General features: G+C 37.7%; 22 protein-coding genes. 5 read left to right on the top strand and 17 right to left on the bottom strand.

All coding sequences use genetic code 11. The features are described 5' to 3' along the window. Positions 1-56 precede the first annotated feature (56 nt). From BCR25_RS10965 to BCR25_RS10950, 4 genes are all read right to left on the bottom strand, one after another. Positions 57-323, bottom strand: coding sequence for a hypothetical protein (locus BCR25_RS10965; RefSeq protein ID WP_069663645.1), 267 nt, complete (start codon positions 321-323; stop codon positions 57-59). Positions 324-342: 19 nt separating this feature from the next. Beyond that, complete coding sequence (locus BCR25_RS10960) at positions 343-591, bottom strand: hypothetical protein (RefSeq protein ID WP_069663644.1); 249 nt, start codon at positions 589-591, stop codon at positions 343-345. A gap of 126 nt (positions 592-717) precedes the next feature. Then, complete coding sequence (locus BCR25_RS10955; protein WP_069663643.1) at positions 718-1,026, bottom strand: hypothetical protein; 309 nt, start codon at positions 1,024-1,026, stop codon at positions 718-720. A gap of 270 nt (positions 1,027-1,296) precedes the next feature. Beyond that, the gene (locus BCR25_RS10950; RefSeq protein WP_069663642.1) at positions 1,297-1,770 is read right to left on the bottom strand and encodes a hypothetical protein; all 474 of its coding nucleotides are present in this window, start codon (positions 1,768-1,770) and stop codon (positions 1,297-1,299) included. Positions 1,771-1,844: 74 nt separating this feature from the next. Here BCR25_RS10950 and BCR25_RS10945 point away from each other — a divergent pair, with 74 nt between their 5' ends. The 4 genes from BCR25_RS10945 to BCR25_RS10930 all read left to right on the top strand — a co-directional run bounded on the left by BCR25_RS10945 (position 1,845) and on the right by BCR25_RS10930 (position 6,723). Continuing rightward, positions 1,845-2,570 (top strand): DeoR/GlpR family DNA-binding transcription regulator, encoded by a 726-nt coding sequence (locus BCR25_RS10945; protein WP_069663641.1) that lies wholly within the window; start codon positions 1,845-1,847, stop codon positions 2,568-2,570. Then, complete coding sequence (gene pfkB, locus BCR25_RS10940) at positions 2,567-3,481, top strand: 1-phosphofructokinase (protein WP_069663640.1); 915 nt, start codon at positions 2,567-2,569, stop codon at positions 3,479-3,481. Before BCR25_RS10945 ends, pfkB begins: the two co-directional genes overlap by 4 nt. A gap of 355 nt (positions 3,482-3,836) precedes the next feature. Further along, positions 3,837-5,759: a PTS fructose transporter subunit IIABC gene (locus tag BCR25_RS10935; RefSeq protein ID WP_069663639.1), complete on the top strand. Its 1,923-nt coding sequence runs from the start codon at positions 3,837-3,839 to the stop codon at positions 5,757-5,759. 217 nt (positions 5,760-5,976) lie between these two features. Next, positions 5,977-6,723, top strand: a complete 747-nt coding sequence (locus BCR25_RS10930) for an SDR family NAD(P)-dependent oxidoreductase (protein ID WP_069663638.1) — start codon at positions 5,977-5,979, stop codon at positions 6,721-6,723. 179 nt (positions 6,724-6,902) lie between these two features. Here the strand turns inward: BCR25_RS10930 and BCR25_RS10925 are convergent, their stop codons facing one another. The 6 genes from BCR25_RS10925 to BCR25_RS10900 form a co-directional block, all read right to left on the bottom strand. Continuing rightward, positions 6,903-8,234 (bottom strand): hypothetical protein, encoded by a 1,332-nt coding sequence (locus tag BCR25_RS10925; RefSeq protein ID WP_069663637.1) that lies wholly within the window; start codon positions 8,232-8,234, stop codon positions 6,903-6,905. Positions 8,235-8,339: 105 nt separating this feature from the next. After that, a complete protein-coding gene (locus tag BCR25_RS10920; RefSeq protein ID WP_069663636.1) occupies positions 8,340-9,575 on the bottom strand; it encodes an MFS transporter in 1,236 nt (411 codons plus the stop codon). Between the two features lie 151 nt (positions 9,576-9,726). Continuing rightward, on the bottom strand, positions 9,727-11,094 hold the full coding sequence (gene allB / locus BCR25_RS10915; protein ID WP_069663635.1) for an allantoinase AllB: 1,368 nt from the start codon (positions 11,092-11,094) through the stop codon (positions 9,727-9,729). An 84-nt stretch (positions 11,095-11,178) separates the two neighbouring features. Continuing rightward, on the bottom strand, positions 11,179-12,660 hold the full coding sequence (gene allW, locus BCR25_RS10910) for an allantoin permease (RefSeq protein ID WP_069663634.1): 1,482 nt from the start codon (positions 12,658-12,660) through the stop codon (positions 11,179-11,181). A gap of 161 nt (positions 12,661-12,821) precedes the next feature. After that, positions 12,822-14,087 carry an MFS transporter gene (locus BCR25_RS10905; protein ID WP_069663633.1) on the bottom strand — a complete coding sequence of 422 codons (1,266 nt, stop codon included), beginning with the start codon at positions 14,085-14,087 and terminating at the stop codon, positions 12,822-12,824. Positions 14,088-14,299: 212 nt separating this feature from the next. Continuing rightward, the gene (locus BCR25_RS10900) at positions 14,300-15,508 is read right to left on the bottom strand and encodes a pyridoxal-phosphate-dependent aminotransferase family protein (protein ID WP_069663632.1); all 1,209 of its coding nucleotides are present in this window, start codon (positions 15,506-15,508) and stop codon (positions 14,300-14,302) included. A gap of 178 nt (positions 15,509-15,686) precedes the next feature. Between BCR25_RS10900 and BCR25_RS10895 the strand changes: the two genes are divergently transcribed. After that, positions 15,687-17,324 carry a PucR family transcriptional regulator gene (locus tag BCR25_RS10895; protein WP_069663631.1) on the top strand — a complete coding sequence of 546 codons (1,638 nt, stop codon included), beginning with the start codon at positions 15,687-15,689 and terminating at the stop codon, positions 17,322-17,324. Between the two features lie 154 nt (positions 17,325-17,478). Here BCR25_RS10895 and arcC read toward each other — a convergent pair whose 3' ends face one another. The 7 genes from arcC to allC all read right to left on the bottom strand — a co-directional run bounded on the left by arcC (position 17,479) and on the right by allC (position 26,547). Beyond that, positions 17,479-18,417, bottom strand: coding sequence for a carbamate kinase (gene arcC, locus BCR25_RS10890; RefSeq protein WP_069663630.1), 939 nt, complete (start codon positions 18,415-18,417; stop codon positions 17,479-17,481). 178 nt (positions 18,418-18,595) lie between these two features. Next, positions 18,596-19,864, bottom strand: a complete 1,269-nt coding sequence (locus BCR25_RS10885; protein ID WP_069663629.1) for a YlbE family protein — start codon at positions 19,862-19,864, stop codon at positions 18,596-18,598. A 239-nt stretch (positions 19,865-20,103) separates the two neighbouring features. Further along, complete coding sequence (fdrA, locus tag BCR25_RS10880; RefSeq protein ID WP_069663628.1) at positions 20,104-21,861, bottom strand: acyl-CoA synthetase FdrA; 1,758 nt, start codon at positions 21,859-21,861, stop codon at positions 20,104-20,106. A gap of 210 nt (positions 21,862-22,071) precedes the next feature. After that, positions 22,072-23,121: an ureidoglycolate dehydrogenase gene (gene allD, locus BCR25_RS10875; protein WP_069663627.1), complete on the bottom strand. Its 1,050-nt coding sequence runs from the start codon at positions 23,119-23,121 to the stop codon at positions 22,072-22,074. 303 nt (positions 23,122-23,424) lie between these two features. Beyond that, positions 23,425-24,492 (bottom strand): ureidoglycolate dehydrogenase, encoded by a 1,068-nt coding sequence (gene allD, locus BCR25_RS10870; RefSeq protein WP_069663626.1) that lies wholly within the window; start codon positions 24,490-24,492, stop codon positions 23,425-23,427. Positions 24,493-24,515: 23 nt separating this feature from the next. Beyond that, positions 24,516-25,301, bottom strand: a complete 786-nt coding sequence (allE, locus tag BCR25_RS10865; protein ID WP_069663625.1) for a (S)-ureidoglycine aminohydrolase — start codon at positions 25,299-25,301, stop codon at positions 24,516-24,518. A gap of 19 nt (positions 25,302-25,320) precedes the next feature. After that, positions 25,321-26,547, bottom strand: coding sequence for an allantoate deiminase (gene allC / locus BCR25_RS10860; protein WP_069663624.1), 1,227 nt, complete (start codon positions 26,545-26,547; stop codon positions 25,321-25,323). Positions 26,548-26,586 lie beyond the last annotated feature (39 nt).

Here is a 26,586-nt window from a genome sequence, read left to right as displayed (position 1 = left end):
AATTCCTCCTCATGAATATTATTTCTGTCTTTGGCTCAAATGTCAATGAAAATCCTTTATAAATAGCGTTCTAATAAATATATCTCCACGTCATTTCCTAATAACCATTCTATTTGAGTTTCCCAACCAACACCATTCATTTCTTTCTGTAATAAATCAGCTCTGAAATCTTGTGGTATTGCAATCAAACCATAATTCTTAGTTTCAACTACTAAAGCAACAAACGTGGTTTCATCAATCCCGCAATTTCTTTCATGTGAAACTACCAGAATGACATCACGATGTCTAAATTCTTCTAATTCTGTCAATTCTTGTTTTTCCATTTTTCCCGACCTTTCTCTATTAATTCAAAACTGTTACATCATTTCCTAAAACAACACAGAATTGAGACGTTTCATCATCTAAATCATGAATCAAATCATCTACGCGTGCGACTAACTCCACAAGAGTATATTCTGTGTTAAAGATATAGAATAACTCGACTTGACTTAGTTTCTTTGAAAAACGAGTATGCTCACACCGCCAATTTGTCAATGTTCCTACAATAATAGTCAGCTTTGCGACTTGCATTGCCAATTTTGACTTTTTCATTCTTATCCTCCTAACATAGTTTCATAATGCAAAAATCTTTACTTACTAACGAAAAATTGATAATCATTCATTAGTAAATAAAGATTCACGCTTAAATATATAAGTGTATTTTCACTTTACAGGTTGTCATTTTCTTTTATTTTTTTGTTTTGAGGATATTCCAACAAATCGACAATTTGGCTTAGAATTTGCAAACTCACTTTTTTTGTACCATTTACTTTCATATGCGGAACGGCGAGTATTTTGTTCAAGCCTATGCCATTTTCCAGCTTTTAGTCGTTCAATAAAAATAGGTTCTAATTTACGTTTCTCTTTATTAAACTCTGGTTGAATAACATCATTTAAGTTTCGTATGCAGCCATTTTTTGTTAAACCTAAAAAGTAAACTTTTCCAGTCCGACTTCCTTTTAACCGATAAGTCATTTCTTGAATCATAACATTTCACCTCGAAATTTTATAATGTATCCTAACTAAGATTAGTATAGCAATTCCAAGAAATGATTTCTAGTTTTCATTAATCTAAATGATAATAGTTTAGTCTCTCATTTACCGCCACAGTTACACTATCCTTGTTTAATAGCTTGGTTATCCTGCCATTGCAAATGGGTTATAAGTTTTGATAAAGGGTTGCACCGTCCTAAAGCTTGGTTATCGAATTGGACAATGTTCACTCGACCCTACACACAATACATGTGTCTATTTTATTCAATTAGATGTTGCACAAGATTTTATTCCTTTTAAGAACTGACGAAATTCACATTCAGGGATTTTATAACGTCTACGAATTTGTTCATTCGTCAAGAATTCCTTCAAACGAAGATATACTTTTTGAGTGAGTGGTTTCGTATTCCCGTTGTAGTATTCCTCATATTCTCGTAGTTTCCAGAAAGGAAGTTGAAGAATGTTCATGATTGCATTTCGAGGTCTTTTACTCTCATACAATCGAATGAATCGTTGATACTTACTCACGTGATAAGATTTTTTCAACTCTAACCAGCAAATATTGATTCGTCGGAATTTTTGTTTCTTTTGTTCCAAAAGCTTCTGTGTTCTGTACTTAGCAATCTGAAAAGCCTCTTGCTTAGAATCACCGATTATTTCGATTTCAAAAGAAAAACTTTCCAATGAATAATCATCTTTACAAACGATTGTTTCGACAGACCATTTAAAAATTTTCATGTCCGTTCCTCCATAAAAAAATACTTTAAAATGCGCTAGTGATAAGTGTTTCTATCACCTTTGCACTTTAAAGTATAATCTGTCTATTAGATCAGCAATCGATTGTTAAATCTCAGGATTTATCTACCTTATTAAACGCATCTGAATCAACAATCAGACGTGATTTAAAGGAACTAGAAGAAGCAGAATTGTTAGAACGTGTCCACGGTGGCGCAAAACGTATTCTAAATTTAGGCTTTGAACAAGATATGGCTGAAAAATCGGTCAAAAACACGCAAAAAAAGCAAGCAATCGCCCAGCTCGCTGCTGAATATATCCACGATGATGATGTAATTTATCTAGATGCAGGTTCTACAACTCTAGAAATGTTGCCTTTTTTAGCTGGTAAAAACATCACAGTTGTAACGAATTCTGTGCATCATGCAGCGAAATTAGGTGATCTAAATATTGAGACGATCATCTTAGGTGGCTCTTTGAAACTATCTACAAAAGCCATTATCGGTTCAACGGCTATAGAACAACTCAGCCGTTTTCGCTTTAACAAAGTTTTTATGGGTATGAATGGCGCACATTTAGAATTTGGCTTAACCACTCCTGATCCTGAAGAAGCTGCATTAAAATCTTTGGCGATTTCACATGCAGAAGAAGCGTATGTTTTGATTGATCAGACTAAGTTAAACAAAGTAACTTTCACAAAAGTTGCGGATTTAGAAGCCGTAACACTATTAACAAATCAATGTTCATTTGAACTCATTGAACAATTTCAAAAGAAAACAATCATTAAGGAGGCATTACAATGATCTACACAGTAACACTAAACCCTTCTATCGATTATATCGTTCATGTAGATGGTTTAAAACTAGGTGATTTGAATCGTATGACCAATGACTTTAAGCTTCCCGGTGGAAAAGGAATCAATGTTTCTCGTATTTTAAAAAGAATTCATGCTGATTCTACCGCACTTGGCTTTGTGGGCGGTTTTACCGGAAAATTTATCTCTGACTGGCTGACAAACGAAGCGATTCAAACAAAATTCACTGAAGTTCAAGAGGATACACGAATCAATATCAAATTGAAATCAGAAACAGAAACGGAGATCAATGGATTAGGTCCTGTCATCAGCGATGCGGAAATGCAAGAACTGAAGCAACTCTTAGAATCCATTCAAGCTGACGATATTGTGGTTCTATCTGGTAGTACCCCAGCTTCATTGCGTAAAGGCTTTTATGAAGAGCTAATTCAAATTGTTAAATCAAAAGGTGCAGATTTTATCATCGATACAACTGGGTCTGACTTACTAAATGCTTTACCACAAAACCCGTTACTTGTTAAACCAAACAATCATGAATTAGCCGAACTTTTTGACGTCAAATTCCAAACAATTGAGGATATCTTACCATTTGGAGAACGTTTGTTAAAAGATGGTGCCAAACATGCCATTATCTCAATGGCTGGCGATGGTGCGTTATTGTTCACCAATGATGGTATTTATCAATCAAATGTCTTAAAACGACCACTTAAAAATTCTGTAGGTGCTGGTGATTCAATGATCGCTGGATTTGTTGGTAGTTTTGCCAAAGACAACGATCCTGTAATAGCCTTCAAATGGGGAGTCGCTTGCGGCAGTGCTACTGCTTTCTCAGACGATTTAGCTACTGCAGACCTAATTGATGAATTGCTTTCTGAAGTTGTTATTGAACAAATCCGATAAGCTACAGTAGACATTAAACTGATGAGCTCTGTTGAAGACACGTGTTAGAAAATTATATTTTCCAGCTGCTCAAATCAATCCTTTGGAAAATAGACAAACTGCCTGTGTGACAAAAAGCGTCACAAAGTCAATTTCCTAATTTTCTACAGGATTAAGCGATTTGTTCCGCTTTTAATCGTTATCCAGCTACATGAGCCAGTCTCATTCCGCTTTTATTTGTTATCTAGCTGCTCAAGCCAGCCTTTCGGGAAAAAGATAAAAATAGAGTGCGTCAAAAAACGCCTCAATCGATTTTTCCTATTTTCCAGTTAAGACTAACCGGCTTGTTCCGCTTTTATTTTAAGGAGGAATTTATATGAACATCAAGGATCTACTTGTCAAAGATGTGATGATCATGGACTTACAAGCAACTGATAAAAAAGGTGCTATAGATGAAATGGTCCAAAAAATGTATGATGGTGGCAGAATTTCAGATATTGCTACTTACAAAGAAGGAATTTTAGCTCGTGAAGCTCAGACTTCTACAGGACTTGGTGATGGCATCGCAATGCCGCATGCGAAAAATAGTGCTGTAAAAGAGCCGACTGTTCTATTTGCCAAAAGTAACAAAGGAGTTGATTATGAAGCACTTGATGGACAACCTACTTACCTATTCTTTATGATCGCAGCTCCAGAAGGTGCCAATGATACACATTTACAAGCATTAGCAGCACTTTCTCGCCTGCTTGTTGATCCTACTTTTGTAGCCAAATTAAAAGAAACAACAACACCAGAAGAGGTTCAAAATCTTTTCCAATCTGCTGAAGAAGCAAAAGAAGCAGAAGAAAAACAAGAGCACCTGGAAGAATCTGCAAAAGAAACAGTGGACACAAATCGTAAATTTGTCGTCGCTGTAACTGCTTGTCCAACAGGAATTGCGCATACTTACATGGCCGAAGATGCATTAAAGCAAAAAGCGAAACAAATGGGTGTTGAAATCAAAGTCGAAACAAATGGTTCTGAAGGAATCAAAAATCGTTTAACGGCTGAAGATATTGCTCGAGCGGATGGCGTTATTGTAGCAGCAGATAAAAAGGTTGAAATGGATCGATTTGATGGGAAAGAACTAGTTAATCGTCCTGTAAGTGATGGCATTCGTAAAACAGAAGAATTGATTACACTTGCAACCAGTGGGACAGCACCAATTTTTCATAGTACTGGCTCAGATACAAAAGAAGAAGATAGCTCCGCAGATGGTTCCGTAGGTTCTAGAATTTACAAAGACTTGATGAATGGCGTTTCTCATATGCTGCCTTTCGTTATCGGTGGTGGGATTGCTATTGCTCTTTCATTTATGATCGATCAATTTATTGGCGTTCCTCAAGATCAATTAAGTAGCTTAGGATCATATAATGAAGTTGCTTCTTGGTTTAACCAGATCGGTGGTGCAGCGTTCGGCTTCATGCTACCTGTTTTAGCTGGTTTTATCGCTTCTAGTATTGCTGATCGTCCTGGTTTAGTTGCTGGTTTTACAGCTGGTGCTTTGGCAAATGCTGGCGGTGCAGGATTTTTAGGTGCATTGATCGGTGGTTTCTTGGCTGGATACGTGATCATTTTCTTGAAAAAAATCTTTAAAGGGTTACCTAAGTCTTTAGATGGAATTAAAACGATCCTCTTCTATCCAGTTTTCGGTTTACTGATTACTGGTGGTCTAATGCTGTTGATCAATATTCCGATGAAAATCATCAATGATGGCTTAAACGATTTCTTATTAGGACTTGATGGTACAAATGCCGCTCTTTTAGGTGTTTTACTTGGTGGAATGATGGCAATCGACCTTGGTGGACCAATCAATAAAGCAGCTTACGTATTTGGTACAGCTTCAATCGCAGCGACGGTAACAGAAGGTGGAAGTATTATCATGGCTTCTGTTATGGCTGGCGGAATGGTTCCCCCTCTAGCAATCTTTATTGCAACATTGATCTTTAAAAATAAGTTTACACAAGACCAAAAAGATGCTGGTTTAACTAACTTAGTAATGGGTTTATCTTTTGTAACAGAAGGTGCTATTCCATTTGCTGCAGCTGATCCATTACGCGTGATTCCAAGCTTCGTTGTTGGTTCAGCATTAGCTGGCGGCTTGGTTGGTGGATTTGGTATTCGTCTTTTAGCGCCTCACGGTGGCGTCTTTGTTGCCTTATTATTAAGCCACCCAATTTTATACTTACTATTTATCGCTATTGGTGCAATTGTTTCAGCTATCATTTTAGGTATCGTGAAAAAACCAGTTGCACAATAATTACTCGTTCGAGAAAAAGCTAAGTCAAAACTACTTCTGTTTTGACTTAGCTTTTTTATGTAAAAATAAAATCCCTCGATTAAAATTGTATTATTGGCGTTACAAAAAAATCTATATTAAACTTACTACATACTAGCTAGTCAAAGATTCACCAAACATACGATATCAATCAACCGGAAAGGATAACGATTATGTTACTTGTTATAACGGTTTTTTTATGAATAAATTATCAGGTAAAATCCTATTGATTACAGAAGCTTCATGCATCATTGGCAAAACAACGGCCTTATTAGCTGCAAAAGAAGGCGCAGTCGTTATTTGTACAGCCAACCACACAAAAAAAATCGATCCACTTATCTCTGAAATCAAAGAAAAAGGCGGAGTAGCAGCAGCCTTTCATCATGATAGCCGTTCTCGTGAAAGTTGGAAGGAAGTTCTTTCTAAAATAGTGAGCACTTACGGTAAAATCGATAGCGTAGTTAATTGTACCAGTATCACTTCTCCTAAAATGCTTTCGGATTTAACTTCAGAGGACCTGAACACGATACAAGACACAACTATCAACAGCTTTGTTTATGGTCTAAAGGAGACTCTGCCAGTAATGATGACTAATCACAGTGGCTCGATCATAAATATCTCCACCCTTGAAGGCTTGGTTGGCTTAAAAGAGCATAATCCTTATACGGCTTTTAAAGATGTACTTCGCTCATACACCTTGGATGCAGCATATGAATATGCACCCTATAATATACGAGTGAATTCCATTTGTCCCAATATGATCACTACTCCTTTACTGGAAACAACTTTTCCAATGAATAGATCCAATTATAAAAAATATACTCAGTATCCTGATTTTGGACAAACAGAAAATGTAGCGAAATGGATCATTTATTTAGCTAGTGATGAAGCAAGCTTCATTACCGGAGCTGAAATTGTCATTGATAGTGATCAAATAATCATGTAACTACAACTATACTAGTTTGTTGCATGCACTATGTGTTATAGCAAGCACAGTCTGTTTTCTCCTCGTCTTTGATTCAGAATTAAAGCGCTAAACAAAACGAAAGATCTGTTTTGTTTAGCGCTCTTTTGTGGTATTTAAATTCAAAAACGAGTCTACTTACTAGCGACTTTTCTCTTTGCCTACTCACTCACATCAATCGTTTGATTAACTGACTCTAAATAACTGTAATCTAAAAAAACAACTCGTAAATGATTTTTGGCCTTTTGCAGATCAAAGCGTGTAGATGATTCTTTTTGCTTTAAATTACTGATATTCACATCATCTAATTTATCATATAAAGCATCTAACGGAATCTCTTTGATTGCCTCTTGCGGTAAATAAAAACGTAAAACAGAAACAAATTCATCATATTTCTGATCTAAAATCTCAATTTCTAAAAACTGACGAATATAAAATTCATATGCAGACAGCCCTCCATCAATCGCCATTTGAGGATTCAACACACGATAATTCATCATTTTACGACTTTTTTCATCGATCCAAGGGAAATATGCCTGCGCATTTAAAATTCCTTTTGTACGGTTCTCCACATACTTATCATGAATACTATCGTAACTACGGGTAACAAAATAGGTAGCATCTTTTTTCTCGACAGGCTGGAAATAACTATTTTGGTATTGAACGGTTTGGATTGTATTTTCAACAAACGCATATTCAATGTACGGAGGCCGTAGAACTCCTGTACCATTGTTCCAAGCTAGTTGATCATAGCCCAACTGATCTCTGTATAAACGTTGATACTTTTGATTGATCGGCAAATCCCAATTTAATGGATTATTAAAAAGAGTGATTTTGACCACACCATTCGTCAATTCTACAACTGATTGTATCTGTTGAACCTCTAAAAAAATCGGCTTAGGAATGATCTGATAAAACAACTCTGAATAATACATTTTCCAGCAAGAAGTTAGACACAATCCTTTGAAAAAAATATCATATCCTGCAAATTGATTACAGTCGACAATAATCTCTTTGTTTCGATTATAGCGCTTCGGTAATACTGCACTTTCATTAGCGGTTTCAAATGTTCTTTTTTCAATTAATTCCACATTACTATATAAATATTCATCCAACGAACGAATATAACCATAGATACCATTTTTAGTCATTCGAGTATCAAAATAGTCTTCGATCATGTTTTGATAGGCAAAAAATAAATCTTTATCCAGAATCGTTCGATCTTGCAGCGTAAGCTTCGAAATATGCAGTTGAGATTCTCCACCTTGCCCCTTAACTTTGATCCATAACTCTTCTGCTTCAGTAAGGTGCTGAATTTGCTTGGTGATTGTTGTGAAATCAAACCGCTGCACCTCTTCATCTCCAAAACGATAGTTTTCAGGTGTCGTCAAGATGCGTAAAAAGCTTAACCAGTCAAAAATATCTTGCTTCATTTCTTGTAATGAACGAGCAGCTCGCTGAGCGACCATATAGATTTTCTCTGTTTTTTTCATTTGCCCACCTCATTCCTTATAACAAGTATAACGAAAATGAGGAGAGACTTCATCTAATATACCTCTTAATACAACAAAGTCGCTTTATTATTAAGCATTATTTATCTAATCCAGTCGCTCAGCGCTCCTTCGATTGATGATATAAAACAAAAAGGTTCCTAAAAAGATAATCAAAATTGCCAAATAAAAGGCATAAAGCTTGGTTCCCATGATATCAGAGATTTTTCCTGTGAGTGAAGGGACGATAACAGAAGCAGACATTCCAAAAAAATTGAACACTCCATACATAGTCGCAATGCTGCCTTTCGGTGCTCCTTCGCCTAACCATGAAATAATAATCGGTTCTACCGCAAGCTTTCCGAAAAAGCCATAGGCCATGATTCCAATCACAAGCATTGTTTGGTTAGATGTGGTTACTGTCAAAAACAAGATAACTGCAGCAAGCAATTCCAGTACAATAATCAGCTGAATCTTTCTTCTTGGCATTTCGTCAGCAAGTCTACTAAAAAATAAAGCCCCCGGAATAGCAGTAAAAAAGACTAAAGATGACGCTAAACCTACAGAAGTGCCCGAAAATCCCTTTTCAGTCTCTAAAAAATTAGGCAGCCAAGTATCGATCAAATAGTATGTATATAATGTTGCAAAATATAAAATATAAGCAGAAATCATTCTTGGTTTGAATAACGCTTTGATGGAACGTGTTTCTTTAGATGTGAATGTATTATGATCTATGCTATTTTTTTTAGTATTTTCCATTCGAATGGTTTGTTTAAATAAAAATACTGCCAGTATGATCAAGAAAAGTGTTACAAAGATCAGTGACTGCCACGGTACTAATCCAGTACCAACTAAATAACTCGAAGAAATCAAGCCCAGCCCGCTTCCGATTGCTGTCCCACTATTGACGATAGCAGTCGCTAAACTGCGTTTTGATACTGGTACATATTCAGCAGTTAAGGAATAGGCTACTCCATAGTAAGTGCCGCAGCCAAGTCCAGCTAAAATACTCCCTAAAAATACAACTCCAATCGTTTGAGCAATCCCTACGATCAACGCTCCCAATCCAAATAACAAAAATCCAGGAATCAAAATTTGTTTTTTTCCTACTCGGTCAACCAATAGCCCAGAAGGAATTTGCATACAGACATAGCCTAGAAAATAAAAACTAGAAATATGTCCTAATTGAGCATCGCTCGCTCCTCCAAAATAGTCACTAATAATTGGGTAAATTGGTGTCAAAATCGTTCGGTAAATCCAAATAACGATCCAGCCGATCGTGAGTATATAAATAACTTGCTTCCAATAAGGTGTTCGTTTAGCCAAGCCGTTTTCTCTATTCATCGTTCACAGCCTCCTCTGTCAAGCCCGTACTCCTACCAGTAATTTCATTTGAGAAACATTGCACAAACTTTAAAAGAAAAAAGATCAGACAATAAACAATTATATTATCATGTCTGACCCTTTACTGATTATTCATTTAAAACCAGTTCACTTATTTTTTTATAAAAGAACCGACAAAATCTGTTGATACTCCATCTCCTTTTGTATAAATAATATGCCCTCTTAAAACAGTCTGGACAACTTGGGCGCCGATTTCACGTCCAATATAAGGACTGATCTTGTTGCGATATTCTAAGTCTTCAGCCTTTAATGTATACGGTGCATTTGGTTTGATCAAAACAAAGTCAGCATCTTTCCCAACGCTGATTCGTCCTTTTTGGGTTAGATCATAACGATCAGCTGGATTTGCAGCAATAATATCTGCAAATTGTTTCAGTGACATCCCTCGTTTTTGAACGCCTTCATCATAAAGCACGTCGACATTATTTTGCACACCAGAAATACCGCCCCATGCTTCAAACGCATTTGCCTTATCTTTTAAATCCGGGGTACACGGAGAATGATCAGATGTAACAAAGTCAATTTCACCTGCTAAGAGTTTTTTCCACATGCCATTTTGATTTTCTTTATCACGAATTGGTGGAGAACATTTCACCACAGGACCGATTTCATCCAGTTCATCGAGTTCGAAATATAAATAATGGGTACAGGTCTCACAAGTAACATCGATACCTCCTTTTCTTGCTTTAGTCACTTCTTCCACACCCTCGGGACAAGCAATGTGGCAAATATGAATCCGGCAGCCTGTTTCTTGTGCTAACAAAATTGCTCTACGGATTGGTTCAACCTCAGTAAAAACGGGACGACTTGCTACATAAGCCTTCAAAGTAGTTTCACCATTTTTATAAGCAATCTCACCCAATTTATCTGTAATCGCAGCATTTTCAGCATGAATCGCCAGAACTTTTCCTGTCTTAGCAATTTGTTTCATGCCTTCGTATAATGAATAATCATCTACATTCATAAAATCACCGTCAATACTACGATCGCCACAAGTTGCCATGAAGCACTTATAAGCTGCAATACCACCTTCAGCCAATTCTTGGATCCCACCGTTTAAATTGAATGGAACCAAACCACCAAACGAACCGACATCTGATTTTAGTTTCCCTTTTCCTGCTTCGTATTTTATTTCTAAAGACTTCTTATCCACGGTGGCGGGAACTTGGTTCAAAGGCATTTCCATGAATGAAGTGACTCCGCCTTTAGCACACGATGCTGTTCCTGTAATATAGCCTTCCCATTGATCACGATATCCCCCACCTGGATCTGTGATATGCACGTGCGCGTCTACCATCCCTGGGCTCACGACCAAACCAGCTGCATCAATGACTTTTACCGCGTCTCCTAAATCCGTACCAATTGCAGCTATCAAGCCGTCTTTCACTGCGACATCTGTTTTTACTTCACCAGATTCTAAAATAACCAAACCATTTTTAATCAATAAATCATAGCTCATATTCTTTCCTCCTCAATTTAAAAGTCAAATGACTTAAATCTACTAAATAACCATTTTTTCTTTTGTCTGACTGTTTCGTAAAAATCAGTTAGCTGTTCTTTCACTTTCATTCTTTTTTAGCATTTTTCTTAGTAAGAGATACATGCAAAATGCCGATGCAAAACCTGCCAGCCACGAGATATCTGAAATGATTTTTAAAGCTGGGATAAAGTGACCGCTCAAACAAATGACTAAAGCGACGACCGTTGCAACGTAAGCAGACTTATCCAAACCTTTATAGACATTGTGCTGGTTATCTGCCTTTTGATCCATGTAAAGCTGATCTAGATCGATTATCTGTTTTTCAACAAAATAATAATGAGCAATCATTGTTCCAGCGACCGGTCCCAAAACTGCACCGATCGTATTTAAAAAGATAAAGATACTTGCTGAATTTTCCATCAATTTCCAAGGCATAATCAGAAAACTAATTATACTTGCCAACAATACACCTTTTTTGTAATCGATTTTCTTTGGAAACAAGGCACATAATTGATAGGCAGCTGGGATAATATTTCCAGTAGCGTTAGTAGAAACCGTCGTCAACAAAAAGACCAGCATTGCTATAATGATCGCAAAAGAGTTTTCCCAACGATCAACAATGTTCAAAATATTCCATTCCTGAATACCATAGTGAATCGAGCCGCCAATTAAAATCGCTACGCTTGAAAAAGCAAATATCCCATAACCTACAAGTAAGCTAGCTATTTGACCAACCGTTTGGTCTTTTGTTGATTTAGCATTTTGGGTAAAATCCGACACACTTGCTCCTGGCGCTGCCCACACAGCTAAAACGGAATTCATGATCATAAAATAAACAAAAACAGGTGAAATATTATGAGCCGCTCCAGCAACATTGTATGATAAGATCGGTCCAATTCCACCAGCCACACGAATCGCCCAGATTGCCATTCCACCGAATACAATATAGATCAATGGACTTAAAATGGCAGTGAATTTATTTAATATTTTGCCACCGCCAAGACCGATCAACATATTGACGACCCAAAAAATCGTAAATGCTGTTAAACCCGGTAAGGAAATGCCTAGAATCTTCGTATCTCCGCCAAAGGTCAAAAAGCCCGGCCAAATTTTACCTATCAAAATCAATAACGCTAATGAACCTGTATAATTTTGTAACCCAAACCAAGCAATCGCTGCAACACATCCTCTAAGAAAACCAGGAAGTTTTGCACCAACATCACCATAGGTTGAACGCAGATGAATCGCAAACGGTATGCCATATTTCGATCCTGCTCGACCATTAAAGGTCATGAATAGAGCCACTGCTAAAGCACTCAAAACCAAAGCAAGCATGATATTGATCGGTGACAACCCTAAAAATAAAAATCCTCCGACGGCAGTATAATTCGGAATATTATGCACCGAACCCATCCACAACGTAAAATAATTTAGTTTGCCCATCATACGTTTGGACAATGGCTTGGGTAATAAATCATCATTATACCCACGTTTGCGAAATCGTTGAAGTTCTTCCTCAGTAATTTGATAATCTTGGTTTTCCATTTCTTCGCCTCCTCTATTAAGCGCTTTCAAAAATCCACTTAAAATTATTTTTCTGACACACCTTCTCACTTGTTTCCTTGATCTCTAAAAAAAGAGATGTGTTTAAATTTCTTGTACTATTTAGTTCCAGAAATCAAACACATCGTCTTTTATTTGCTTATTTATTCAGCTGTTTTCTTTTTATTAAGATTCGCTAATAAGAATAGTGCTGTACCTGCTACCAACAAAATAACTGAAATGTAAAAACCCATTTCCTTTGAGCCAGTTGCATCTGAAATTGAACCTGTCAACGTTGGCGCAATGACAGAAGACATCATTCCGAAGAAATTGAATACACCAAGTGTTGTACCGATTCCGACTTTAGGCGCATTTTCACCTAGCCATGAGATAATGATTGGTTCTACTGCAAGCTTGCCTAAGAATCCATATAAAATAAGGCCTACTAATAACAGCGTAGAATTAGTTGCTTGAACCGTCAGTAACAACATCACTGCCGCTAAGAATTCTAAGATTACGATAAATTGAACTTTTTTGTGCATAAACTTATCTGCCAAACGGCTAAAGAACAAAGCACCTGGAATAGATGCGAAAGCCACAAGAGAAGCAGAAAAACCAATCGCTGCACCTTCAAATCCTCTTTCTGTTCCTAAAAAGTTTGGCAGCCAAGTAACAGTCATGTAATAGGCATAACATGTAGCAAAATATAAGATGTACGCGAATAACATTTTTGGTGAGAATAGTTTTTTCACTGAGACATGTTCTTTTTCAACGATCGTTACTTCTTCTGCTTCAGCTTCGACCGTTTCAGATTGAGCTAAAAATTCCGCATCTTCTTTATTATTACGAATAATGGCAATAAACGCGATTAGCATCAAAACAATCAAAGCAACGGAAATATACATCATTGTTTGCCAAGGGAATTGTAATTGAACCACTAAAAAGCTGGATAAAATCAAGCCTAAGCCTGAACCAACAGCTGAACCACTGTTTACAATCGCAGTTGAAAAACTTCTTTTATCTTGTGGGATATTTTGAGAAGTTAATGAATAAGCCGAACCATAAAATGATCCACAGCCTAAACCAGCTAAAACACTGCCAAAGTAGATCATCGAAATACTTGTCGCTTGAGAAATAATAAATGCCGCGATTCCGAAAACAATAAAACCTGGGATCAAGACTTTTTTCTTACCAATTTTGTCTACTAAAAATCCTGCGGGGATCTGCATTGCAACATAACCGAAGAAGTAACAAGTAGAAATAAATCCTAATGCTGTATCCGAGATATTTCCTCCAAGGGACTCATTAATCTGCGGATATGCAGGTGATAAAGCGGAACGATAAACCCAGATCGTTACCCAGCCTGCACATAATAATACGACAATTTTTTTCCAATAGTCCATTCCTGAACCCTTTACTTTTGCATCCATATCTTTTCCTCCAACTGTTATTTTTCTATGTAGGACGCCGGACAAAGTTTGTGCAATAGGCTATCCATAATATAGAGAAACAACTTATTTATCCGCTTTAATTGTAAGCGGTAGCAATATCTTATACATCATTATTTTTCACAAACTTAACAAAAAATTTGTGCAAAACGAACAATAAAATGTTCTTTCACACAAACTAATTGATTCCAGCTTTATTTTTTATAAATTGCTAGAGCTGCATTAACAGCTTCCCCTTTGACAATATCTGCTCCATAATAATTCAACGCACCTTCCAATGCAGATAAAACATGCAGAACATTCGCCTTCCGACTGCTATACCCCATATTACCGATACGCCAAACTTTTCCTTGCAATGCACCAAAAGAAGAAGCGATTTCTACGCCAAATTCGTCCAGCATCAATGCTCGAACGTTCTCCCCATCAATGCCAGTTGGAATCATGATTGGTGTTACAGTTGGCATCTTGGTGCTTAACTGACCATAAAAACCTAATCCCATAGCTTTGATGCCAGCAACGATGGCTTGATCATTTTGTGCATGACGAGCAAAAACCTGCTCCATTCCTTCTTTAAGAAGCATCCTCAATCCTTCATGCAATCCATAAATCATAGTAGTCGCTTCTGTATGATGATTGATTCGTTCTTCACTCCAATAGCGCTGTAATTGACTTAAATCAAGATAATTGCTGCTGATATGATTTTCATTGCGGATATCTTTACTTAATCCTAATTCCTTTTGATAACGCGCATTCAATACCTCTTCTACTCGGTCGTTATAGGTAATCAAAGACAATCCTGAGGGTACACTGACACATTTTTGTGTACCAGCAATCGCAATATCCACTGCCCACTCGTCAACCATTAACGGCACGCCGCCATAGGTTGCAACCATGTCAACTACGAAGAAAATATCATTTGCGCGGCAAAACTGGCCAATTTTTTCAAGCGCCTGCATTTGACCGTTCGCCGTCTCTCCATGAACCATTGCTACGATTTTCGGTTGAACCTCTTTGATTGCCTGAATCACAGCTTCTTGTTCAAAAGGAGCATCCCACTCTTTTTCAAGATAATGAATTTCTGCTTGAGCACGTTCACATATTTCACCTAACAGATAGGCAAAACGTCCGTATACAGGAACCAAAACTTTATCTCCAGGCTCGATCAATGCAATCAATGCTGCTTCTAATCCTGAACGAGAGGTACCATCTATGGCAAACGCCTGCTCATTTTTTGTGCCGAAAGGAATCTTGATCATTTCCTTCACTTCATCCATGATTTGCAGGAATGCTGGATCAAATTGACCTAAAATCGACGCTGACATCGCTCTTAAAGCTGCCGGATGTGCTTCTACAGGACCTGGCGTCATAATTGTTCTACTTGGTATTGATATTTCTGAAAACATAACTCTTCCTCTTTTCTGTTTTATTTCCATCGTACTCTTCTAATCAAAAAAGTCATTGTGCCTATTCAACAAAAATACACAATATTCAGTTAACATGCACAACTCATTCTTGAATCTGCATACGCTATCATTTACAATAGTATTATTCTAATTATTGTTTACTCTAGGAGGAAATTGATTGACTATTTTAGAAGATTTATTAAAAATACCAAGATTTTCTGATTTAAAGTTACTTACACATCCATTACATGCAAATACAATTGTCGAAAGTATTGAGATTTCTGAAACACCAGACGTTGCAAATTTTATTCCAAAACGGATTTTTTTGTTAACAACTGCGATGGTTTATAAAGATAATCAACAGGAGTTGATCAAATTGATCGATTCACTAAAAGAACAGGAGGCTGCCGGAATTGGAATCAAAGTAGGACGTTTTATTGAAACCATCGATCCTGAGGTTGTCGCTTATGCGAATAAAATCAAATTCCCCCTTGTTCAAGTCCCAAGTACTCAGCCGCTTGGTGCGTTACTTCATCAACTTTTAAATTATTTATGGGATACTAAAACAGAGCAATTAAGTTATGCATTAGATATTCAAAAACGTTTTTCTGATTTATTAATTAACGATGTGAGCATCGCTCGATTTATTGCTGATTTTGGCAAAATGATCAACACACCTGTAATTTTGTTGAGTCCTTATCGCAAGGTCATTGCACATTCGAAGCATTTTACCCAGACGTCTAAACCTGCCGAATATTATGTTGAGCAGTTGGTAAATAAATATAATGATTGGAATGAAGATAGCCATGCTTCTTTTATTATTAAAGATTTAAATCAGCAGCCACTTCAAATTGCAGGCTTTTCAGTAATAGTCAATACCTATTTCCCACACTATTTACTGATTTTAAATCCAGAACAAGTACCTTATCCTATGTCAGAATTTGCGGTTGAACAAGCTTGCCTGGTTTTATCTTTTATGCTCTATAAAAACCAAAAAATTCAAGAATCACTTGAATTTTTAAAAAGTGATTTTCTAGGTCAACTGATCGAGCATCAACAAACGCCGCATCAAGTTCAGCGTGATTGGCTAGATTTAGGCGCGAATTATGGATTAAAGAAAAGTACACAATATCAAGTTGTATATGCGGTCTGCAGCCAAACGACGTCCACTGCAACAAAAATAAAATACCAGCAAGAAGAAAGTGACGTTGCCTTTCAATGGCTTCAAGAAAGCTTGCCTTTAAGAATCAAGAATACCAGCATTTTCAAAGTTAAAAATACGAATCATTTAGCGATACTGATTCAAAGCAAAGTAAATGATCTAGATCAAATTTTAAGTGAGATTTCCACTGAGTTAGCAGAAAAACTCCCCATCAAGATTAGGTTTGCTCTAGGTAATCTATATGAAACAGCAGAACAAATCGCAAACTCATTCATTGAAGCGAAAACTGCCTATGAAGAGACACTGACTATGACGGAATCACCGTTGATTCATCGCTATCATCCTAAAGGAATGAAGAGCCTTTTTGAAAAAATGAGCTTGGAAGATATTCACTACTTCTGTGAAACCACACTAAAAGAACTCGCTTATCCTGTTGAAGATTCTTTTATTGAACTTAGAAAAACACTGCAATGCTATCTTAGTTTCCAATGTGAAATTTCAAAAACAGCAAAAGAAATGTATTTGCATAGAAACACGATCAAATACCGCATTGATCATTGCGCTAAATTATTGGGTAAAAACATTCAAGATCCTAATAATAGCCTGAATCTCCGTTTGGCTTTGGAACTTTCTGAACGCTCTAATCAGCATTAAAATGGTTTCGTTACAAAAAAACAGAAAAGCAGCCACATCTAAGCACTAAATCTCTTAGATATGGCTGCTTCTCTGATTATGCTTTCTAGTCATTTTCCAGTTATAGAGAGTGCAGCAAACTTACTCTTTCGTTTTGCCTCAAAATCTATTTTTCTTAACCTGTAACTCTAGTACCAGCTTTTCCTGATAAAGCTAAATCCGCTTCTTCTAAAGAACAAATGATCGCTGTTTTTCCTTGTTTGGCAAAGGCAATTGCCGCTTCCATTTTTGGTCCCATGCTGCCATCTGCGAAATGTCCCTCGTCCATATAACGCTGTGCTTGGTCGACAGAGATCGTTTCTAATTTCTCTTGATTTTCTTTACCATAATTGATATAGACATTGCTTACATCTGTTAGCATCATAAATACATCCGCATCGACTTGTTCGGCTAATTTTTTACCTGTACGATCCTTATCGATCACAGCTTCAATTCCTTTAAGTAAGCCATTTTGACAACGAACAACAGGAATCCCGCCACCACCACCAGCGATCACGATCGTATTTTGATTCACCAGTTTAACAATTGCATCTACTCCGTGAATTGCTTTAGGTTGTGGAGATGGAACCACACGGCGATAGCCTCGTCCCGCATCTTCCATCATGACCCAGCCTTTTTCTTTTTCCATTTTTTTGGCTTCCAATTCCGAATAGAATATTCCAATTGGTTTATTCGGCTGTTCAAATGCTTTATCTTCTGCCGAAACTTCTGTTTGCGTCAGCAATGTCACTACATTGCTTGTCAGCCCTTTTGTTTCCAATGAATTTTTCAAACTTTGTTCTAACATATAGCCGATAAATCCTTGTGATTCTGCATTACACACATCTAATGGAAATGGCGGTACTACATCTTTTGCTTCTTCGTTCTGTCTTAAAATATTGCCGACTTGCGGACCATTTCCATGTGTCAAAATGATTTGATAATCTAGTTCTTCTATCTTGGCAATTAATTCTGCACTCACTCTTACATTTTCTAGTTGAACCTCTAATGTTGCTTCTTGGTTAGGCTTTAAGATTGCATTGCCTCCCAATGCGATAACGACACGATTTGCCATAATTTTCCTCCCTTGATCTATTACGTCCCTTTACTTTTAAAACATGGGCACAACAAATAACGCTTACATATACCTCTTTTTGTTTTTCTGTGAAGAGCTTAGTAAGTGAATCATCTACTTCTATTTGATTTTCTTTAAGAAGTTAGTAATCTTTACGACTACTAACTTCTACAGCACTTTATTCCGTAAAACCTAACTTTTTAGCATAAGCCAAGACTGCTTTTTCAAAACAATCGATTGGCGGTGTCACTGTTCCTGCACCAATTTGACCTAAACCTGCTTTTTTATTGGCAATTCCTGTATTAATTACAGGTAAGATCCCAGTTTCTACAACTTTTCTAGCGTCTATGCCTAAACAGATTCCTTTGAAATCCCATGTAGGTACTGGGAAATTTGGATTGCTGTCGATACAGATTTCAGTCATTTCGTTACTTGTATTCAATGCATCATAAAACCCACCAGAACCAACAAAACGAGTAACAGCTGGTGCTGCGATCATTGCCATACCGCCAACTCCAAAAGTTTCTGTAATGGCACTATCCCCCATATCTGGCGCCGCATCTGCTTCACTGAATCCAGAAAAGTACAATCCTTGTGGTGTATTAACTGGACCTGTAAACCACTCATCACCCATACCTGCAATTCGAATACCAAATTCATGACCATTTCTACACATTGCCGTCACAATTGTACCTGCTTGAATTTGTCTCGCACCATCCATTACTGCTTTTGCGGATGCCATCATAACATTCAAGAAGAACTGATCCGTATCAGCTAAAAATTGCACAACCTCTTCACGTTTTGTTTGGTCGATGTCAGTTAAACCAACAATGATCGGTGCCATTTCTTTTAGAAACGCTAATGAAGCAGCTATATTTCTCTGATGGAATTCATCCCCCATCGCGATCGCTTTTGCTACTAAAACATTGATGTTTAATCCATCTTCCTTCGTTTTTAAAGCAGCACTCAACACAGGTGCTAATGTATCTCTCATCCATCTTAAACGTGTAATCACTTCAGCTGAATAAGCGCCAAAACGTAATACTGCACCAATCCCTTCATTCATAGTACAAAATGCACGGTTACCATCTGTTTTATTTTCAACGACTAATACAGCCATATTTGCTGAGGTGATGCCTCCCATTGGTCCCACTGCATTCACGTGATGGCACGGGATCAACGTTACTTCACCAGATTCTAACATTTCTCTTGCTTCTTCTTCGGTCTCACACCACTCTTCAAAAAGTGCAGCACCGACACAAGCACCTTGAATTGGATCAACCATTTTATCATATGTGATCGGTGGTCCTGCATGTAGGAGAACCTTTCCTTCATTTAGTTCTTTAATAACTGTTTTTGCTGGAACTACATCTAATAAAAATGGAGAACCTGCAACGATCTTCGCTGCTACTGCCTGATTGGCTTCATCAATTGTTTTGTATACCATTGTTTGTTACCCTCCGTTAAAAGCTGAACAGGCTGCTTCACCTCAATGAAAAAATAAGATAGTGCCGTTCTTTTACACCTATTCTCTATATCAATGAGAAGCTAGCCTGCAAAGCTGGATAATTTTAATGCTAAATGAATGTATTCACAGTCACTTAAAAAAATGGAAAAATTAGAACGAAAACTCTTTTACAGCCACTTATCCTTTTCCAAGATATTCGCTCAATAAGTCTGATTTTTTCATTTACTTAACGCTACTTTGTTCAAAAATTGCAAGGCTTTTTGCAAAGTGATATTGCCGCCTGCAACTGGCTGCCAGTCATACTGAACAACTTTGCCGCCATGATTCGTAATGGCTTCTGAAAAGCTGCGCAACCCAACATTGATGAAGCTTTGAGTTGTTAATAAGGCTAACATTGCTTCTGAAGGGACAATGGACACAGGTGTAATCGACTTCTGTGCTTTAAGCGGCTTATCTTCCTGTTTCAAAGGATGATCCAAGATGGCTAAGGCCATCCGAACAGCTTGTGCATTACTGTCACATAGAATTGTACCCGCCTCTTTCATGATTGCTTCTTGTTCATGAATAGCTTGAGGATCTTCATCTGTCCCAACAATCGTACCAATCACAAATACTTCTCTACCTTCAGCCTTGGCGTTAGCTTTAACCTCTTTGATAGTCGGTGCTAGTTCTTGTGCCATATTGGCATGAGAGCCGTAACCTAATACAATATCCACTAAAATGATTGCCGTTTCTGGATCTTTTCCAACCGCTTCCAACATTTCTTTGCGCTTCGTAGGATCGATCATAGGATGTGGCTTGCCCTGCGTATATACATCATCGCCTAAATCAATGATTTCGTGACCTTTATTTTTTAGAATAAAGCCTTCTGGAGCATGTTCATCATCAACTAGATCCAGTCCTTCTTTGATTAGCATGGCGGCTTCATAAGCAAGTGTTCCACCTGAGTATAATCCCTTAACATATTTTTGTTCTGATTTGAAAGAATGTGCCGGCACACTCAATGTTTCTTTTTCTACTTTGATTTCCTTTTTATTCAATAATTGAACCGCAATTTGCGCCGCTTCTTCAAGCGTATAGGCACGATAAAGATTTTCCTCATGCGCTTCTGGCTTTTCTCCTAGAAAAATTGTCACAGCAGGCTTAGAAATACTACTTAAAAGATTCAATACATCATCACGAACTTCTGGTGCAGGTGGTTTAGAAATCACAACGACCACTTCCGTATTTGGGTCTTTTTCTAAAGTCATAATGCTGTCTTTAAGGGTGATGCCTCCGATTTCAGCTTTTAAATCACGACCTCCTGTACCAATAGCGTTGGTCACTCCGCCGCCTAATTTATGAATGATCGTTGTCACTTCTTGGATACCAGTTCCTGATGCGCCTACTACACCAATCTTTCCTTTACGAACGGCATTAGTGAAAGCAACAGGAATACCATTGATAATTCCAGTACCGCAGTCAGGACCCATTAACAACAGACCCGCATCATGCGCTTTTTCTTTTAGACGTTTTTCATCTTCGATCGCCACATTATCACTAAAACAGAAAACATGTTTTCCTTCGTCTAATGCTTTTTCGATTTCCAGTGCCGCATGCGTTCCCGGAATAGAAAATACAACTACTCCAGCATCTTTTCCCAGCTCAAAAGCTTTATCCCAAGTTTTTACAACTTCTTCACCAGCAGTGTCTCCGCCGCCTTTTGTTTGCTCTTCTAAAAACACATCGATCTCAGATAAAACTTGATCGATCAATGAATCGTCTTCGATATCAAGAACGATCACCATATCATTCGATGAAGCCTTTTCTAATTCGTCAGTATATAAACCACCTGTTTTGAAAATATCTTTATTCGCTGGAGTCCCCATCATTACAGAGACATTGTGAACACCATCAATCGTATTCAATTTATTCGTCAGCAACATCAATACGATGGAATCTTGATAACTGTTCGACTTGATTATTGTATGCAGCATTGAAATTCCTCCATTTGTTTAAAAGTGTAGCGGATTTGTCCAGCTCTGTGAAATGAAGGGAAACAACGATTGAACTGCTTTTATCATGATCTGACTTCCCCATTTTGCCAATGTTTTTCACTCTTTGACACTTACCTTTTAAAAATTGAAAAGATTGGAACAGAGCGTGGTACTTTTCCACATAGTTAGTGCATTTATTTTGCAAAAAAATTATTCTGCGAATTTGTTTTTGTGATCATAGCGATCATAGTGAACATCCTCACTGATCAGATACTCATAGATGTCATCAACAATTTCAATGCCATTTTCCTCATAATTTTTTTCGCGTGCTCGTCCACGTTCCCCTGGATAGTTTACTTCTGTAAATCCAGGACTTGGGCTGATCTCTTTGATTTCATCCAACATTGTTGAAATGTTCTTTTTAAATGTATCAATACCGATAAAGAATTCTGGATTGATCACAATATGAAGTTGGCCTAATTCTCGCCCTTTTGACAAATCATGATACATAGAAGAAACATGCTTACCAAAAGGTACACCTAATAAAATACCTGAGAGCACATCGACCATCATCATCAACCCATATCCTTTGGCTCCAGCAATCGGTAACAATGCATTAACTGCTGTAGAATCTGTTGTTGGATTGCCTTTTTCATCAACCGCCCATGAATCCGGGATCGCTTCTTTTTTTGAGCGAGCATGCAAAATCTTTCCCCAGGCTTGAACCGTTGTCGCCATATCAAACGTGATGATTCGTTCATCATTGCTTGGCGCTGCAAAAGCAATTGGGTTGGTTCCGAAATAGGGTTCACTCCCACCAAATGGAACAACCATAGGATCTGATTGACACACTGATATAGCGACCATCTCTTGCTCTGCTGCACGTTCCACATAATAGGCTAACGCTCCACTATGAGAAATGTTACGAACACCAACAACAGCAACACCATTTTTTCTAGCCATTTCAATAGCATGATCCATCGCTAATTTTGCTGCAACAAAACCAGAACCGTTATCACCTTCAAACATTCCGCAACTTGGTGCTGTCTGCTCAAAAGCAAACGTTGGCTCATTGGTTATGCCGCCTTTGGAGATCCTTTCAGAATAATATTCTACACGCATAGCTCCATGCGAGTGAATCCCTCTAGCATCGGCAAACGTCAATACATCGCTCACAATTGCAGCGTGTTCCTCTGATAAACCAGCTTTTGCAATTTTATTTTGAATCAATTGATGCAGCTTTTCCTTTGTAACTCTCATAAGTGAATCCCTCCTTTTAAATGATCAACACTTTCTTGCGAAAGTCTTGTACTGTTCAACATCAATTAACAAACCAAACGGAAGCAACGTTCCTTTCAGTCACCTTGTACCAATCAATAGCAACTCATCACTTCGTTGTATTTCTTGGCATATTTCTCAGCAAAAGCGGAACAAATCGCTTAATCCTTTAGAAAATTAGGAAATTGATTTTGTGATGCTTTTTGTCACACAGGCAGTTTGTCTATTTTCCTAAGGATTGATTTGCATAACTAAACATTAAAACTTATTAACTGTTCATTGATTTTATTTCTTTTCACCAAATGCATTCGTGTTTTCATAGCGATTGTAATGTAATGTATCACTCTTCAAATACTCATAAATATCCTTCACAATATCAATGCCTTCTGTCATTGATTTTTCGTAATTGATTTGATTGATTTCACCTGGATAGTAGACCTGATCGAAGCCGTCTGCCGCAGGAATTTCATGAAGTTCTTCCACCATTTCATTAACAGAAGCCTTAAACATTTCCAAATCTGTGAAACATCTTGGATCGATCAGAATATACATTTGACCGACATCGCGGCCTTTCGTTATATCGTCATACATAGAAGAAACATGTTTGCCAAATGGCAAGCCTAACAGCATACCAGATAAAATATCGACCATCATCATAAGTCCGTAGCCTTTAGGTCCTGCTATTGGCAATAAACCATTTACTTTATGAGGATTTGTCGTAGGTTTTCCCTCTTTATCGACAGCCCATGTATCAGGAATATCTTTATTTTTTGAACGAGCATCCAACACCTTGCCCCACGCCTGCACCGTTGTCGCCATATCAAAAACAACTGGCTCATGATCTTTTCTTGGCGCTGCAAAAGCAATTGGATTTGTTCCAAAATAATTTTCTTTGCCGCCAAATGGTACAACCATTGGATCTGACTGACACATAGCAATCGCAACTAAATCGTGTTGAGCGGCTTTTTTCACATAATAAGAAAGCGCACCACTATGACTGATCTTAGAAATACCAACGACGGCAACGCCAGATTTTTTCGCCATATCGATTGCATATTTAAGTCCAATATCAGCTACGTATTGTCCAGCACCATTTTTCCCATGAACGATTCCTGAACTTGGCCCAGTTTCCTCAAATTCAATTTTAGGCTCAAGGGTTACACCGCCTTTGTCGATCTGTTCTGCGTAATATTCCACTCTGACTGCTCCATGGGAATGGATACCGCATGCATCTGCAAATACCAAATGTGTCGCCACTTCATTTGCATGTTCTGATTTCAGACCAGCTTTTTTTAATTTATTTTCAATCAATTCATGCAATTCTTCTGGTTTCACTACAACAGTTTCATTCATTCTTAAACTTCCTCTTCACTAAATTAAATTTCCGGATCACGGTTACAATCTTTTGAATAGACATACATCAAGGGTTCATCACGGCCAACTGCATAGGCTGCTTGCTGTACATACGAACTCATAAAGATATAATCCCCTTTTTCAACCGGCATCCATTCGTTATCCAAATTGTACATGCCTTGTCCTGATAGTAGATACGCACCATGCTCTTGGTAATGGGTTTCAATGTAGCCATGACTAGCTCCAGGCTCAAAAGAAAGGATATGGAAATTCATATCGAAACCTAAATCTTTTGGCAAGAAATCCCACAAGAGGACATCCTTCATCCCTTCATATTCGATCGGTTCGATATCATTAACGTTTCCGACAACTTTATGTGCTTCATATCCCTCTAAAGGCTGATAGCGTTTTTTATACAAGAAAATTTCTGTGTCTTTATCTTGTCCATTTTCTAAATACATCAACGTACTAGCTGGTAAATACACATATCCACCTTTCGTTACTTCATGCGTTTCTGTGCCGTCACTGACTTTTAACACACCGTCTATGACATAAACGATCGTTTCAATTCCTTCACCGCCAAAACCACGTTTGTTATTGCCATCTTTGTGTAATGTAATGATGTAATCAACAAAATTTGCGCCTAATTGCTTTGAACCTAAGATTGAACAATCACAGTTTTCAAAACCTGGAATCACATTATTCACTAATCCGTCATGCGGGATCAAAGCATAATTATTTTTTTTGATCACAGCTCTTGATGACAACAAACCATCAAGATAACCTGTTTGATTATTTTTATACCCCATTTTATATTTGCCTTCTTTCTTATTTATATGCTAATTCGTACAACGTACTTGCTAAAACTTTTACGCCATTGACTAAATCATCGATATCAGTCGCTTCAGCTGGATTATGACTGATTCCGTCGATGCTTGGTACAAAAATCATAGCTGTCGGGAAATTCGGCGCAATGATCTGAGAATCATGGCCTGCACCACTATGCATGATTTTGTAGTTCATTTGTTCTTCTTTTGCTGCTTTTTCGATCGCTGTAACGATTGTTTCATCCATTGGAACTGGTGCTTCATCCATCCATAGATCAATATCAATTTCTAGTTCGTGCTCAGCAGCAATCTTTCTCATCAACGCTTCGATCTCTTTGGTAAAAGCGTGAAGTTCCTTGCTATCTGTGTGTCGACAATCCATCGTAAATAATACTTCTCCCGGAACAACATTGACTGTATTTGGTTTCGGCTCCACTTTACCAAATGTCAATACTAGCGGATCGCCTACTTCAAGAGCACGATCAATCGCTTGTGAACAAATTTTAGCAAATCCATAGACAGCATCTTTACGATAACCCATCGGTGTTGTTCCAGCGTGATTGGCTTCACCTTTCAACACGATCGTATATCTTCTTTGTCCAGCAATATTGTTTACCACACCAATTTGAAGCTTTTCTTTTTCTAAAACTGTTCCTTGTTCGATATGGATTTCAACAAAGGCTTTAATATCCTTTCGCACCGGTTGACTTTCATCGCGGAAGTCAAATCCATGACGACGCATTTCTTCGACGAATTTCAACCCATTGAAGTCAGCTATATCAATCACATCTTCTTTTTTCGCTTCACCAACGAAGTTTTTACTCCCCCAGAAAACGGTTGGGAAACGGCTGCCTTCTTCTTCCGCCATTGAAATAATTTCCAATGAACGTTTTGGCTTACCATGTGTTTCCAATAAATATTGAATCGCGACGTATGCGGCAATCACTCCGAATTGACCGTCTAGATTTCCACCATTTACAACTGTATCTATATGTGAACCTGATAAAATCGTTTCATCCGGAAAATCCGTTCCTTCGATTCTGCCAAAGAGGTTCCCGATCTCATCAAATGAAGCGGTCAGCCCAATAGCTTCTAATTTTTCTTTTACAGATTTTTGTGCTTCTAACCAAGAATCAGAATATAATAGGCGAGTCATTCCGCCGGTTGGATCATTGCCGATACTAGACAAGTAATCGATATTTTCTTGTAATACTTTATTTAAATCCATTTGATACATCTCCCTCTTTTGTTATCATATCCATTGTAA

The sequence above is a fragment of the Enterococcus termitis genome (assembly GCF_001730305.1).
Classification (GTDB): Bacteria; Bacillota; Bacilli; order Lactobacillales; family Enterococcaceae; genus Enterococcus_L; species Enterococcus_L termitis.
Note: the sequence above shows the minus strand (reverse complement) of the source record. Positions and strands in the feature narration are given on the sequence as shown.